At 70.1% G+C, this 14401-nt stretch carries 14 protein-coding genes; 2 read left to right on the top strand and 12 right to left on the bottom strand.

Annotated elements, in window-relative coordinates; genetic code table 11:
- Nucleotides 1-92: 92 nt before the first annotated feature.
- A complete protein-coding gene (locus tag QK288_RS08995; RefSeq protein WP_281267458.1) occupies nucleotides 93-452 on the bottom strand; it encodes a hypothetical protein in 360 nt (119 codons plus the stop codon).
- Between the two features lie 237 nt (nucleotides 453-689).
- On the opposite strand from QK288_RS08995, the gene lexA reads away from it, so the two are divergent.
- Nucleotides 690-1334, top strand: coding sequence for a transcriptional repressor LexA (gene lexA, locus QK288_RS08990; RefSeq protein WP_281267457.1), 645 nt, complete (start codon nucleotides 690-692; stop codon nucleotides 1332-1334).
- A 112-nt stretch (nucleotides 1335-1446) separates the two neighbouring features.
- On the opposite strand, the gene hflX is transcribed toward lexA, so the two are convergent.
- Nucleotides 1447-2970, bottom strand: coding sequence for a GTPase HflX (gene hflX / locus QK288_RS08985; RefSeq protein WP_281267456.1), 1524 nt, complete (start codon nucleotides 2968-2970; stop codon nucleotides 1447-1449).
- 61 nt (nucleotides 2971-3031) lie between these two features.
- Between hflX and QK288_RS08980 the strand changes: the two genes are divergently transcribed.
- The gene (locus tag QK288_RS08980) at nucleotides 3032-3646 is read left to right on the top strand and encodes a methyltransferase (protein WP_281267455.1); all 615 of its coding nucleotides are present in this window, start codon (nucleotides 3032-3034) and stop codon (nucleotides 3644-3646) included.
- Nucleotides 3647-3970: 324 nt separating this feature from the next.
- Here QK288_RS08980 and dapF read toward each other — a convergent pair whose 3' ends face one another.
- From dapF to QK288_RS08930, 10 genes are all read right to left on the bottom strand, one after another.
- Complete coding sequence (gene dapF / locus QK288_RS08975) at nucleotides 3971-4861, bottom strand: diaminopimelate epimerase (RefSeq protein WP_281267454.1); 891 nt, start codon at nucleotides 4859-4861, stop codon at nucleotides 3971-3973.
- Nucleotides 4858-5811, bottom strand: a complete 954-nt coding sequence (gene miaA / locus QK288_RS08970; protein WP_281267561.1) for a tRNA (adenosine(37)-N6)-dimethylallyltransferase MiaA — start codon at nucleotides 5809-5811, stop codon at nucleotides 4858-4860. Before miaA ends, dapF begins: the two co-directional genes overlap by 4 nt.
- A 13-nt stretch (nucleotides 5812-5824) precedes the next feature.
- Nucleotides 5825-7318 carry a tRNA (N6-isopentenyl adenosine(37)-C2)-methylthiotransferase MiaB gene (gene miaB / locus QK288_RS08965; RefSeq protein ID WP_281267453.1) on the bottom strand — a complete coding sequence of 498 codons (1494 nt, stop codon included), beginning with the start codon at nucleotides 7316-7318 and terminating at the stop codon, nucleotides 5825-5827.
- Between the two features lie 71 nt (nucleotides 7319-7389).
- Nucleotides 7390-8253 carry a regulatory protein RecX gene (locus QK288_RS08960; RefSeq protein ID WP_281267452.1) on the bottom strand — a complete coding sequence of 288 codons (864 nt, stop codon included), beginning with the start codon at nucleotides 8251-8253 and terminating at the stop codon, nucleotides 7390-7392.
- Complete coding sequence (gene recA / locus QK288_RS08955; protein ID WP_281267451.1) at nucleotides 8250-9320, bottom strand: recombinase RecA; 1071 nt, start codon at nucleotides 9318-9320, stop codon at nucleotides 8250-8252. Before recA ends, QK288_RS08960 begins: the two co-directional genes overlap by 4 nt.
- 257 nt (nucleotides 9321-9577) lie before the next feature.
- Nucleotides 9578-9802, bottom strand: coding sequence for a DUF3046 domain-containing protein (locus tag QK288_RS08950; protein WP_123656394.1), 225 nt, complete (start codon nucleotides 9800-9802; stop codon nucleotides 9578-9580).
- A gap of 78 nt (nucleotides 9803-9880) precedes the next feature.
- On the bottom strand, nucleotides 9881-10189 hold the full coding sequence (locus tag QK288_RS08945; RefSeq protein ID WP_058725115.1) for a helix-turn-helix transcriptional regulator: 309 nt from the start codon (nucleotides 10187-10189) through the stop codon (nucleotides 9881-9883).
- Nucleotides 10190-10343: 154 nt separating this feature from the next.
- Nucleotides 10344-10832, bottom strand: a complete 489-nt coding sequence (locus QK288_RS08940) for a nicotinamide-nucleotide amidohydrolase family protein (protein WP_281267450.1) — start codon at nucleotides 10830-10832, stop codon at nucleotides 10344-10346.
- Nucleotides 10829-11473 (bottom strand): CDP-diacylglycerol--glycerol-3-phosphate 3-phosphatidyltransferase, encoded by a 645-nt coding sequence (gene pgsA / locus QK288_RS08935; protein ID WP_281267449.1) that lies wholly within the window; start codon nucleotides 11471-11473, stop codon nucleotides 10829-10831. The genes QK288_RS08940 and pgsA overlap by 4 nt, the downstream gene beginning before the upstream one ends.
- Nucleotides 11470-14373, bottom strand: a complete 2904-nt coding sequence (locus tag QK288_RS08930) for a DNA translocase FtsK (RefSeq protein WP_281267448.1) — start codon at nucleotides 14371-14373, stop codon at nucleotides 11470-11472. The genes pgsA and QK288_RS08930 overlap by 4 nt, the downstream gene beginning before the upstream one ends.
- Nucleotides 14374-14401 lie beyond the last annotated feature (28 nt).

Here is a 14401-nt window from a genome sequence, read left to right as displayed (position 1 = left end):
GGGCTGCACGGTGACCGGCCGTCCGGACGGTCATGCCCTGTGCACCCGCCGACGCGATCAGGACGCCGGGCCGTCGACTCCGTGCGCTCCGCTCACTTCGCCGGGGCGTACTTGGCCGGGATGGCGATCTGCTCGCCGGCCTGGACACCGGAACCGTCGAGCGCGTTGAGGCTCACGACGTCCGCGATGAAGTCACGCGGGTCGGCGTTGGGTGCGGTCTGCTCGGCGAGCTGCCAGAGCGTCTCCCCGGGTTCGATCGTCACCGTCTGGAAGTGCACGTCCGCCGAGGTGTTGCCGGCGGCGGCCTGGCCACCGTTCAACGCGAACAGACCGACGACGATCATGACCGGCAGGGCGGCGAGCGTCGTGAAGACCACACGGCCGCGGCGCGTGATGCGGAGCCGGGTACGGACGGCCGTGCCCTGCATGTCTGCGAGTGCGATGGTGCTCATGTCGTTGTGCCTTCCTGCTCTGGTGAACCGAAGCGATGTACCGAACATACGTTCGAACAGGCAGCCGCACAAGTCCCCTGGACACATTTCTGGGGAGTTTTCGTGCGACACGCTCGAACAGGTGTTTGTCCGGCAGCATGCGGTCGGATACTGTTTCGACTGACTGGGACAAGCCTGACGGGGACCACCGACATTCCCGCAGAGGCCGTCTCCGGTCCGACCAGAAGGCGAGACGACGTGGCGGACGAACTGCGGGGACAGAAACCGCTGACGGCGAAGCAGCAGGCGATCCTCGACGCGATCCGTGCGTCGATCGCCAGCCGGGGGTACCCGCCGAGCATGCGCGAGATCGGCGACGCTGCGGGCCTCTCGTCACTGTCGAGCGTGTCGCACCAGCTCGGCCAGTTGGAGCTCGGCGGCTGGATCCGCCGTGACCCCAACCGCCCGCGAGCGCTCGAGGTCCTGGTCGACGAGCCGGCGCCGGACGCGGACGGCCCCGATGTCGACGCCACGACCCTCGTCCCGCTCGTCGGCCGCATCGCCGCGGGTGTTCCGATCACCGCAGAGCAGCACGTCGACGAGATCATCCCGCTCCCCCGTCAGCTCGTCGGCACCGGGGACCTCTTCATGCTGAAGGTCGTCGGCGAGTCGATGATCGACGCGGCGATCTGTGACGGCGACTGGGTCGTCGTCCGGTCGCAGCAGACCGCCGAGAACGGCGACGTCGTCGCGGCGATGCTCGACGAGGAAGCCACGGTCAAGGTCTTCCGACAGCGGGACGGCCACACGTGGCTGCTCCCCCGCAACTCCGCGTTCGAACCGATCCTCGGCGACGCCGCGACGGTGCTCGGCAAGGTGGTCGCCGTCCTCCGCAGCATCTGACGCGCGAGACACCTCGGGAACGACGAAACGCCGCCGGATTCGGCGGCGTTTCGTGTGTTCTGGGGTGTCTCAGGGACCGAGCCGTGTCTGGCGGAGGCGAGCCTGCGGGGTCCTAGGCCGTCGTGACGGGCGCGACCACGAACGGGTCGAGCTCGGCGACCTGGCGCTGGAAGACGCGCACGCGCAGTCGCGTCCCCGCCTCGACATAGTCCACGGACTCGACCGCACCCGCGTCGTGCAGGGACGACACCAGGTCGCCACGCTCGTACGGGATCACCACGGTGAGCTCGACGTCGGGCTCGGGGAGCCGTGCCTCGATCGCCCGGAGGAGCTCCGGGATGCCCTCGCCGGTGCGCGCCGAGACGAACACGGCGTCCGGGGCGAGACCTACGAGCACGAGCCGCTGGGCGTCGTCGATGAGGTCCGACTTGTTGAACGCGACGATCTCGGGGATGTCCCGGGCGCCGACGTCGCCGATGACGTCCCGGACCGTCGCGAGCTGGGCTGCGGGGTCCGGGTGCGAGCCGTCGACGACGTGCACGATGACGTCGGCCTCGCCCACCTCTTCGAGCGTGGAGCGGAAGGCCTCGACGAGCTGGTGCGGCAGGTTGCGCACGAAGCCGACCGTGTCCGCGAAGGTGTACTCGCGGCCCTTGCCGGTGTTCGTCCGGCGGATCGTGGAGTCCAGCGTCGCGAAGAGCTGGTTCTGCACGAGCACGCCGGCGCTCGTCAGCCGGTTGAGGAGGGACGACTTGCCCGCGTTCGTGTACCCGGCGATCGCGACGCTCGGCACCTCGTTGCGGTGACGGTCGGCGCGCTTGGCCTCTCGCGCGGGACGGAACGACGCGATCTGCCGACGCAGCTTCGACATCCGCGTGTGGATGCGGCGACGGTCCAGCTCGATCTTCGTCTCACCAGGACCACGCGACCCCATGCCGGCACCGCCGGAGACCTGACCACCGGCCTGGCGGGACATCGACTCACCCCAACCGCGCAGTCGCGGCAGGAGGTACTCGAGCTGCGCGAGTTCGACCTGCGCCTTGCCCTCGCGGCTCTTCGCGTGCTGGCTGAAGATGTCGAGGATCACGGCGGTCCGGTCGATGACCTTCACCTTGACGACGTCCTCGAGCGCACGGCGCTGGGACGGGGCGAGCTCGGTGTCGGCGATCACGGTGTCGGCCCCGGTGGCCTTGACCACCATCGCGAGTTCTTCGGCCTTGCCCTTGCCGAGGTAGGTCGAGGGGTCAGGGTGGGGCCGTCGCTGCAGCAGCCCGTCGAGGACCACGGCACCCGCGGTCTCGGCGAGTGCCGACAGCTCACGGAGCGAGTTCTCGGCGTCGGCCGCGTCGCCCTGGGCGTACACGCCGATGAGGACGACCTGCTCGAGCCGGAGTTGCCGGTACTCGACCTCGGTGACGTCCTCGAGCTCGGTGGAGAGACCGGCCACGCGGCGCAGCGCTGCGCGGTCGTCGCGGTCGTACTGGTCGCCGTCACCGGCCCAGCCGTGCTCGTCGACCGAGCGGGTCTGGATCGCCTGTGCCGGCGCGAAGATGGACGAGCTGGCTCGCGAGTCGGCGTTGCGCAGCACGCGCTCGACGACGCCGTCGCCTTCAGCTTGGTTGTGGGTATCCGTCATGCTGTCCACAGGGTACCTCTGCGGGCTCCAGGACACACGGGGTTGCCGGTACGGTTCATCCATGGCGAACGACCACTACTTCTCGGCCACCCCGGAGAGCCAGGCGCGACCGCGCCAGATCCACGTGACGCTGGCGGGTCGTTCCCTGGCGCTGACCACTGCGTCCGGGGTCTTCAGCCCGGACGGCATCGACCGCGGGACCCGGGTGCTGCTGGGCTCCGTTCCGCCGCCCGCGCACGACGGCGCACTCCTCGACGTCGGTTGCGGGTGGGGGCCGATCGCGATCACGATGGCGCTCCACTCCCCGGACGCACAGGTCTGGGGCGTCGACGTGAACGAGCGCGTGCTCGACCTCGCGCGCGCCAACGCCGAAGCCGCCGGGGTCACGAACGTGTCGATCGGGGTCCCCTCCGACGTCCCGGCGGACCTGCGCTTCCGGACGATCTGGTCGAACCCACCGATCCGGGTCGGCAAGGACGAACTCCACGACATCCTGATGACCTGGCTCCCCCGGCTCGAGGTGTCCGGCGACGCCTGGCTCGTCGTGTCGAAGGACCTCGGTGGTGACTCCTTGCAGCGATGGCTCCACGACACGCTCGGGGCGTCGTTCCACGTCTCGCGGGCGTCGACGGACAAGGGGTTCCGCGTGCTGCGCGTGCACCGCACGGCGGAGTAGCCGCGTCACGGACCAGCGAGGTGGGGCACGCGGTGCGCGCGCACCTCGGCCGACGCGTTCGTCTGCCCGTGCGAGCGCCCGTGCGCCCGCGCGCGTGCCCGTGCCTGCCCATGCGCCCGTGCCCGCGCGGGTGCCTGCGTCCGCGGTCGCCGTCGAGTGGTCACGACACCCCGCTTAGGGTCGCCGAGTGGTCACCGATCGTCGTTCGCGACGGGCACAGGCGACAGCTCGCGACCGCTCAACGGCAGTGAGCGGGGTTTCGTGACCTCTCGGCTGCATCGGCGGCCGGTCGGGCGTCTCAAGCGCACCGCCGCGCGCCCCGCGTCAGACGGTCAGGTCGCCGGAGAAGACCAGCTCGGCCGGACCGGCGAGCGACACGTGCTCGCCGTCCTCGGCCGCGAACATCCGTACGGTCACGACGCCACCAGGGACCCGCACACGCCAGGTGTCCGGCGCGCTGGCCCCCGCCCAGTACCGCGTCGCGAGCGCTGCGGCGACCGCACCGGTGCCGCAGGACAGCGTCTCGCCGCTCCCCCGCTCGTGCACCCGCATCGTGATCTGCCCGACGCCGTCCTGCACGAGCGGCTCCCCCGGCAGCACGAACTCGACGTTCGCACCGGCCGCCGGTGCCGGGTCGAGCACAGGGACGTAGGTCAGGTCGAGGTCGGCGAGCTCGTCCTCCGTCGCGACGGCGACCACGACGTGCGGGTTGCCGACGTCGATACCGAGGCCCGGGCGGGCACGGTCGAGGTTCTTCGCGCGGACGAGCACGTCGGAAGACCCACCGCCCTCGATGCCGAGGTCCCACCGCCCGAGGTCGGCTGCGAACCCGTTCGCCTGCCGCTGGATGTCGACGATGCCCTTGCGGCTCCCCACGGACAGGGTCTCGCCGGGTTCGAGGTCCACGAGCCCGGACTCGGTCAGGTAGCGCGCGAAGACACGGATGCCGTTCCCGCACATCTCCGCGACCGTGCCGTCGGCGTTGTGGTAGTCCATGAACCACGTGACCTCGGGAGCGGACGCAGCGATGGCGCGCCCCTCGGGGAGGGCATCAGCCCGCACCGCCCGGATCACGCCGTCGGCCCCCACACCGAACCGTCGGTCGGCGATCGCGCGGATCCGGTCCGGCGTCAGGTCGACCGTCGCGTCCGGGTCGGCGAACAGGACGAAGTCGTTGCCGGTCCCCTGGCCCTTGGTGAAGTGCAGCTCGGTCACGGGACGATCCTACGGGCCACGTCCGAGAGCTCCTGCCGGTCGGCACCGGTCACGTCGAGGTCCTCGGCGTCGGCGTACCGCTTGAACCAGGAGACCTGTCGCCTGGCGTACTTCCGCGTCGCCACCGCGGTCGCCTCGACGGCGTCGGCGACCGTCGCGTCGCCGCGCAGGACGCCGAGCGCCTGGGAGTACCCGATCGCGGCACGCGCCGTGCGTCCCTGCTCGAGCCCGCGCGTCCGCAGCGCGGCGACCTCGTCGACGAGTCCGTCACGGAACATGCCCGCTGCGCGGTCGTGGAGCGCGGCGACGAGCTGCGCACGATCACGACGCAGGTGCAGGACACGGGCGGGTCGCCACGCGCGCGGCGCGGACGGGAGGCTCGGGGTGACCCGGTCGGATCGGCTCGCGATCTCCACGGCGCGGATCAACCGCCGTGGGTTGCGGACGTCGATCGTCTCGGCGGCCGCCGGGTCGAGTTCGCGCAGCCGCGCGAGCAGTGCGTTCGGTCCGTCGTCCGCGTGCTCGCGTTCCAGCGCGGCGCGGAGTTCCGGGTCGGTGCCGGGGAACTCGAGGTCGTGCAGGACGGACGACACGTAGAGGCCGCTGCCCCCCACGAGGACCGCGACCCCGCCGTCGTCGACGATCCGACCGATGATCGCTCGTGCGTCGCGCTGGTACGCGGCGACGCTCGCCTCGTCGGTGACGTCGAGCACGTCCAGCTGGTGGTGCGGGATGCCGTGTCGTTCGGCGAGCGGGACCTTCGCGGTGCCGATGTCCATGCCGCGGTAGAACTGCATCGCGTCAGCGTTGACGATCTCGGCGTTCCGGCCGTGCGCACGGTGTCGATCGGCGATCGCGATCGCCAGGTCGGACTTGCCGGTGCCGGTCGCGCCGACGACGGCGATCAGCGAGACGGTGCCGGCCGCGGGCTCGCCCGGCTCGCCGTGCAGTCCCGGTGCGGGCTCAGCGGCCGACACGGATCGTCGGCAGACCGAGCGACACCGGCTTCGGCCCGTCACCAGGTGCCGCCGGGGCCGGGACACCGCAGGACTCGGCCTGCGCACGGTCCCACGCCTCGCCGGCACGGGTGCGCCGGATGCGGAGCGGCTGGTCGGTGTCCGCGATCAGGAAGTGCGGTGCAGCACGGGTCACCTCGACCGTGACGACGTCGCCGGGGCGCGGGACGTCGGAGCCGGCCGGCACCGAGAAGTGCACGAGACGGGAGTCCTCGGCGCGGCCGGACAGCCGGTGCGTGGCACCGTCCTTCTTGCCCTCACCGGTCGCCACCAGGACGTCGACCGTACGGCCGACCTGCCGCTGGTTCTCCTCCGCGGTGATGCGATCCTGCAGCGCGGTGAGCCGCTCGTAGCGTGCCTGGACGACCTCCTTGGGGAGCTGGTCGTCCATCGTGGCCGCCGGGGTCCCGGGGCGGATCGAGTACTGGAACGTGAACGCCGACGCGAACCGGGCCTGTTCGACGACGCGCATCGTGTCCTCGAAGTCGGCCTCGGTCTCGCCGGGGAACCCCACGATGATGTCGGTGGAGATCGCCGCGTTCGGGATCTTGGCGCGCACGCGGTCCAGGATCCCGAGGAACCGCTCGCTCCGGTAGCTGCGGCGCATCGCCTTGAGGACTCGGTCCGAGCCGGACTGCAGCGGCATGTGCAGCTGCGGCATCACGTTCGGGGTCTCGGCCATCGCGTCGATGACGTCGTCGGTGAAGGCCGCCGGGTGCGGGCTCGTGAACCGCACGCGCTCGAGGCCCTCGATCTGTCCGGCGGCGCGCAGCAGCTTGCCGAACGCCTGCCGGTCCCCGAACTCGACGCCGTAGGAGTTCACGTTCTGGCCGAGCAGCGTGACCTCGATCGCGCCGTCGTCGACGAGCGCCTGGATCTCCGCGAGGACGTCGCCGGGACGACGGTCCTTCTCCTTGCCACGGAGCGACGGGACGATGCAGAACGTGCAGGTGTTGTTGCAGCCGACGGAGATCGACACCCACCCGCTGTGCGTCGAGTCGCGCTTGGTCGGCAGCGTCGACGGGAAGACGTCCAGGGACTCGAGGATCTCGAGCTGCGCCTCACCGTTGTGCCGGGCGCGCTCCAACAGCGTCGGCAGCGACCCCATGTTGTGCGTGCCGAAGACGACGTCGACCCACGGCGCCTTCTCGAGGATGACGTTCTTGTCCTTCTGCGCCAGGCAGCCACCCACCGCGATCTGCATGCCGGGGTGGTCCCGCTTGATGCCCGCGAGCTGCCCGAGGTTGCCGTAGAGCCGGTTGTCGGCGTTCTCACGCACAGCGCACGTGTTGATCACCACGACGTCCGCCTGGGTGCCGTCCGCCGCGACGTACCCGGCGGCCTGCAGCGACCCGCTGAGGCGCTCGGAGTCGTGCACGTTCATCTGGCACCCGTAGGTGCGGACTTCGTAGGTGCGGGGCTGCGCTGCGACGGTGGCCATGGTCGTCCCAGTGTAAATCGGCACGTGGGGTAAATCGGCGCGTGGGAAATCGGCGCGTGGTGGATCGGCGCCTACTCGAACCGGACCGTGCCGCGCGGCCCGCCCTTCCGTGACCCGCCGCCGTCGAGCGCTCGCTCCACCGCGATGCGGACGACGCCGCCGTTGTAGCCCTTGCGCATCAGGAATCCGGAGAGCCGGCGCTCTGCGGTCGCACGATCCAGTCCCCTGAGCTGACCGGCGCGCTTCTCGGCGAGCTCGATCGCACGGATGAACTCGTCGTCCTCGTCGTCCGCCGCAGCGTCGAGGGCCGCGTCGATCGCCGCCTGGTCGATGCCACGCCGGCGGAGTTCGGCGACGACACCCTGGCGCCCGAGTCCCTTGCGATCGTGGAGCCGGTCCACGAGGTCGGTCGCGAGGGCGACGTCGTCGAGCAGCCCCACACGGGTGAGCCGCTCGACCTCGTGCTCGACCACGTCCGGGTCGAGGTCGTTGCCCCGGAGCATCGTCCGGAGCTCGGACTCGCTCACGCCCTTCCGGCCGAGGGCGCGCATGCTGAGCCCCTCGGCGTCCGCGCGTTGTTCGTCCAGCGGCCGGGGCGCATCAGCGGGGTCGATCTCGTCACCGCCGGCGATCGAGAACACCGACGCCGTCGTGGCATCGGCCACGTCGGTGGCGTAGCCGTCCTGCTCGGCGCGGGCGCTGCGACCGGAACCGTCCCCCACGACCGGTGAGACCCACTCGGACTGCGCACGGTGTGCACGGAGCGGAACCGGCGCGCTCGCATCGGCATCGGCATCGCGCGTCCTCTCGACGCCGGGGGTGTCCGCTTCGCTCTCGGGCTCGGGCAGCGGCGGTGTCCGACGGCGGCGGGACCTCGCACCGAACAGGTCGGTGACCGGTGCGAGGTCGTCGCTGCCGTCGTCGTGCCCGGTCACGCGCCCTTGCGTGCGGTGAGCTTGGCTTCGAGCGACTCGACCGGTGCCGTTGCTTCTTCGGTGGCCTTGGCGCCACCGATGCCGAGCTTGGCGAGGATCTTGCCTTCGATCTCCGCAGCGATCTCCGGGTTCTGGATCAGGAAGGAACGCGAGTTCTCCTTGCCCTGCCCGAGCTGGTCGCCGTCGTAGGTGTACCAGGCACCGGACTTCTTGACGATGCCGTGGTCCACGCCGAAGTCCAGCAGCGAGCCTTCACGCGAGATGCCCGTGCCGTAGAGGATGTCGAACTCCGCCTGCTTGAAGGGCGGCGCCATCTTGTTCTTGACGACCTTCACGCGGGTGCGGTTGCCGACGGCGTCGGTGCCGCTCTTCAGCGTCTCGATGCGACGGATGTCGAGGCGGACCGACGCGTAGAACTTCAGCGCCTTACCGCCGGACGTGGTCTCCGGGGAGCCGAAGAACACACCGATCTTCTCGCGCAGCTGGTTGATGAAGATCATCGTGGTCTGCGTCTGGTTCAGCCCACCGGCGAGCTTGCGGAGCGCCTGCGACATGAGTCGTGCCTGGAGGCCCACGTGGGAGTCACCCATCTCGCCTTCGATCTCGGCGCGGGGCACGAGCGCCGCGACGGAGTCGATGACGATCAGGTCGATCGAGCCGGAGCGGACGAGCATGTCGGCGATCTCGAGTGCCTGCTCGGCGGTGTCGGGCTGCGACACGAGCAACGCGTCGATGTCCACGCCGAGCTTCTTGGCGTACTCGGGGTCGAGCGCGTGCTCGGCGTCGATGAAGGCGGCGATGCCACCGTTGCGCTGCGCGTTCGCGATGGCGTGGATCGTCAGGGTGGTCTTACCCGAGGACTCCGGGCCGTAGATCTCGATGATGCGGCCACGCGGCAGCCCACCGATCCCGAGCGCGACATCGAGGGCGACGGAGCCGGTCGGGATGGTCGCGACCGGTGCACGCTCGTCGGAGCCGAGGCGCATCACCGCGCCCTTGCCGAACTGCCGGTCGATCTGGGCGAGTGCGGTCTCGAGGGACTTCTCGCGGTCTGCGGGTGATGGCATGGTGTGCTCCTTCGTGCTCGATGTCGGCCGCCTGTAGGCTGTCCCGTCCCCCGGGGCCGGTGGTGCAAGGCCCCTGGTTCTTCGACAAGGCTTCGGACGTTCCCGATGGCTTCGAACCTAGGGCGGGCCACCGACATCGATGCCGGTCACCGCGCTGACTGTGGATGAATCCGCCGATCACGCCGCTGTGCAGGAAGCTATCACCCATCGAACACGCGTTCGAGCGACACGCCGAACAGATGTTCGGTCGCAGAACGCTAGTCGCGCGGCTCCAACAACCCCTTGCCGTGCCGCCGATCCTGCGGGACGTCCTGCGAGTCACACAGTGCGTCCCACACCTTCCGGGTGTCGATCCCGGCGGCGATGGCATCGGCAGCGGAGCGCCCGCCGAGCTCCTCGAGCACCACGTCACGGGCGACGACCGCGCCGTAGGCCTCCCCGAAGACCTGGTCGACGGCTCGCCAGAACTCACTCACACGCATCAGACCACCCTAAGCGTCAGCACGAACGGCGAACGCCCCCGCCGGCGGACCGACGGGGGCGTTCGTGTGCAGTGCGTCTCAGCGCACCGCGAGGTCGTTGTCGAACTCGGCGACGAGTTCGTCCGGGAGCGTGTCCGGGACCGGGGTGAGACCTTCCACCACGGCGAGGCGGTCTCCAACCTCGCGCATGATCGTGGAGATCGGGGTGTCCAACGCATCCGCGACGGACGCGAGGATCTCCGAGCTGGCCTCTTTCTGACCGCGCTCCACCTCACTGAGGTACCCGAGAGCAACGCTGGCCTTGGACGCGACCTGACGGAGGGTCCGGCCCTTCTGCAAGCGGAAGTCCCGCAGAACGTCGCCGATTTCCTGACGAACGAGAACCATGAGAACTCCTCCTCTCTGTCGTCTCCGCGCCCGACCGGCCAGGGTGACCGGGTTCGGGTTCAGCAACACTAGCGTTGCCGGTTGCAGCATGCTAGCCACCTGGGCTGCCGTCCTGCTGGAGATTGCGTGAGATGTAACCCAGCGGTAACGCGGGCTATTCCCCGGTCTCGAGCGTGACGTGCAGTCGTGTCAGGAGTTCGGAGACAGCAGCCTGTCGGATTGCCTGACGGTCCCCGTCGAGGTGCAACTCGAATGCCTCCGCGCCCGCCGCTGATGCGATGCCGACGAACACCGTGCCGACGGGCTGGCCGTCCTGCGGGTCGGGCCCGGCGACACCCGTCGTCGAGATCCCCCACGTCGCGGGTTCGCCGTCGACCGCCAGGGCGGTCCGCACGCCGGTGGCCATCTGCGCCGCCACGGTCGGGTCCACAGCACCGTTCCGGGCGAGGAGCGCCGCGGAGACGCCGAGGACGGACGCCTTGACGGGCGTCGCGTAGGCCACGACTCCCCCGCGGACGACGGCGCTCGCTCCGGGGACGCCCACGAGTTCCGACACGACGAGCCCGCCGGTGAGCGACTCCGCCACCGCGACGGTCTCACCCCGCGCGGTCAGCGCGGCGACGACCGATGACGCGAGGGTCACGCTGCGGTCCGGTTGTGCTTCCACGCCTGCCAGAGGTAGTCCAGCCCGCTCCACACCGTGGCGATGAACGCGGCTGTCATCAGGATCCCGTTCGTCCAGTGGGCGAAGTCGCCGGCGATGTTCCACCACGGGAAGAGCGCGAGCGTGATGGCGACCGCCTGCAGCACGGTCTTGATCTTGCCGCCGCGGCTCGCCGGGATCACCCGGTCGGACAGGACGGCGAACCGGAACACCGTGATGCCGATCTCGCGCACCATGATCAGGACCGTCACGTACCAGGGCAGCTCCCCGAGGATGGACAGGGCGACGAGCGCTCCCCCGATGAGCACCTTGTCGGCGATCGGGTCGACGAGCTTGCCGAAGTCCGTGACGAGGCCCTGACGCCGCGCGATGATGCCGTCCGCACTGTCGGTGACGATGGCCACGACGAAGAGCACAGCCGCCCAGATGCGCGTCGGGCCGTCCTGCCCGGCATCGGCCAGCAGCAGGACGAAGAACAGCGGCGCCATCAGGATCCGGATGACGGTGATGATGTTCGCGACGTTCGCCGTCGACGCGGGACCCGGTCCCTTGCGGACGAGACGTCCCCGCCAGGGGAACCGCTTCGTGTTGGTGCCTTCCGAGGCGGTCATCGTCTTCACTCCCTGCCCGTGAGGCCCCAGGCGTCCTCGTCCGGTTCTTCCTCGACTCGATCGTACCCGCGCGTCATGTCTCCGACCGGGTCAGCGCTGTACCGGTCCCCGTCGTCGGACGGCGACGAAACCGGCGGCGACGCCGGCGCCGGCGCTGCCGCGGCTGGCTCCGGCGGCTCCTCGCCGCGGAGCTTTGCGAGCACCGCCGGCAGCTGGTCGCCGGTGACGAGGACGTCCCGCGCCTTCGACCCCTCGGACGGCCCGACGATGTCTCGCGACTCCATGAGGTCCATCAGCCGCCCGGCCTTCGCGAACCCGACGCGGAGCTTCCGCTGGAGCATCGAGGTCGACCCGAACTGCGTGGAGACGACCTGTTCGACCGCGGCGAGGAGCAGCTCGAGGTCGTCGCCGATGTCGGCGTCGATCTCCTTGCGCTCGACCACGGCCTGGACGTCCTGGCGGTACTCGGGCTGGGCCTGCCGGGTGACGTGCTGGACGACCTCGGCGACCTCGCTCTCCTGCACCCATGCGCCCTGCACGCGGACGGCCTTCGAGGACCCCATCGGTAGGAAGAGCGCGTCGCCCTGCCCGATGAGCTTGTCGGCGCCGGGCTGGTCGAGGATCACCCTCGAGTCGGTGACGCTCGTCACGGCGAAGGCGATCCGCGACGGGACGTTCGCCTTGATGAGGCCCGTGATGACGTCCACCGACGGCCGCTGCGTCGCGAGCACCAGGTGGATGCCGGCGGCACGTGCGAGCTGGGTGATGCGGACGATCGACTCCTCGACGTCGCGCGGGGCGACGAGCATGAGGTCGGCGAGCTCGTCGACGACGACGAGCAGGTACGGGTACGGCTTGAGCTTCCGTTCGCTGCCGGCGGGCAGGACGATCTCGTCGTTCTCGATCGCCTTGTTGAAGTCGTCGACGTGCCGGAACCCGAACGACGCGAGGTCGTCGTACCGCATGTCCATCTCCTTCACGACCCACTGCAGCGCCTCCGCTGCCTTCTTCGGGTTCGTGATGATGGGCGTGATGAGGTGCGGCACCCCGGCGTAGATCGAGAGCTCGACGCGCTTCGGGTCGACGAGGACCATGCGGACCTCGGACGGCTTCGCGCGCATCAGCAGCGAGGTGATCATCGAGTTGATGAACACCGACTTGCCGGACCCCGTGGAGCCGGCGACGAGCAGGTGCGGCATCTTCGCGAGGTTCGCGACGACGAAGCCGCCCTCGACGTCCTTGCCGACACCGATCGTCATCGGGTGCTTCGACTTGGTCGCGGCGCTCGAGCGCAGGACATCGCCGAGCGACACGATCTCGCGGTCCGAGTTCGGGATCTCGACACCGATGGCGCTCTTGCCCGGGATCGGGGACAGGATGCGGACCTCGTTCGAGGCGACCGCGTACGACAGGTTCTTCGACAGCGCCGTGACGCGCTCGACCTTGACGCCGGGCCCGAGCTCGATCTCGTACCGGGTCACCGTCGGGCCGCGGGAGAAGCCGGTCACCTTCGCGTCGACCTTGAACTCGGTGAGCACACCGGTGATGGCCGCGACGATGTCGTCGTTCGCCTGACTGCGCGCCACCGACGGCGTCCCGGCGCTCAGCGTCGTGGCCGCAGGGAGCCGGTACGGCTTCGACGGGTCGTCCGCCGATGCCGCCGCCATCGCGTCGTCCGCCTGGCCGGTCGCGTCGTCGACGGGGTCGGCCGGAGCAGACGGGAGGCTCGGTGCGGCCGCCGCGGGCAGGTCCCGTTCCGGACGGATCACCTCGGTGCGGTCGTCCGGCACGGGGGCGCCGAAGTCACGGAGCGCCTGCTCGGCACGGTCGAGGTCAGCGGCGACGTCCTGCTCGAGGGAGTCGTTGAGGTTCACCGACGCGGGCTCGGCCGGCGTGTGGTCGACGAGACCGGCAGCGGCACCGGCGTTCGGGCTCGGTGCCGCTGCGACCGCGGCGGTCGAGGCCGGGATGACCGGGCTGTCGTACGCCGGGTCTTCTTCGCGACCGGACTTGTTGCGGCGCCACCACGGGATGTGCGCCTCGGCGTCGTCGTCCGGCTGCTCGCCGTCGCCGAACCCGAGGTCGTCGAACAGCTGCAGGCCCTGCGAGTCCATCTTGCCCGCGACGCCCTTGCGCGGCGCCTTCGCCGGTTCCGCGGGGACATCTTCCTCAGCGGCAGGGGCCGGGGCGCCGAACAGGTACGCGTACAGCTCGTGGAGTCGACGCCCGACCTTGTTCGGCGGCGTCTTGGTGATGATGAAGAGGGAGAGCACCAGCAGGACGATCGCCACCGGGACGGCGATCCAGACGGTGGCGACCGCGACCAGCCAGCCGATCACGACCCAGCCGATCACACCACCAGCCGTGGCGAGCGCCGGCATGCCGTCGGACGCGCTCGGCTGGCCACCGAAGACGTGGCACAGGGAGGAGATCGACACGAGCAGCAGCCCGAGGCCGATCCCGATCCGGGTGTTGTCGTGGACGGACGCCGGATGCCGGAACAGCCAGCCGGCGAACACGATCATGATGACGGGGAGCGCGAACGCCAGCCGGCCGAACAGCCCGCCGAACGTGTACGCATCGAGCGCCACCGAGACGCCGTTGCTCGGGTTGAGCCACTCGACGACCGCGCCGGCGATGGCGAGCACGAACAGGAAGAACGGGAACCCGTCGCGACGCTGGTCCTTCTCGAGGGTCTCGGACCCGAGCAGCCGGAACATCGCACCGACGCCGTGGGCCATGCCCATCCAGGCGGTCACGAGCGGGTTCTGCCCGGTGAACTCGACCGACGGCTTCGCCTGCGGCAGCTTCTTCGTGGTGGCCTGCGTGCGCGACGTCCCGCGCGACCCGCTTCCACGGTACGACGATGACGCGCGTGAGCGCGTGGTCGACTTGGTGCCTCCGGCCATGGGGTAGACCCTAACGCCACCTGGGGAC

The sequence above is a fragment of the Curtobacterium sp. 9128 genome (assembly GCF_900086645.1).
Lineage (GTDB): Bacteria > Actinomycetota > Actinomycetes > Actinomycetales > Microbacteriaceae > Curtobacterium.
This window is presented reverse-complemented; position numbering and strand designations above follow the sequence as displayed.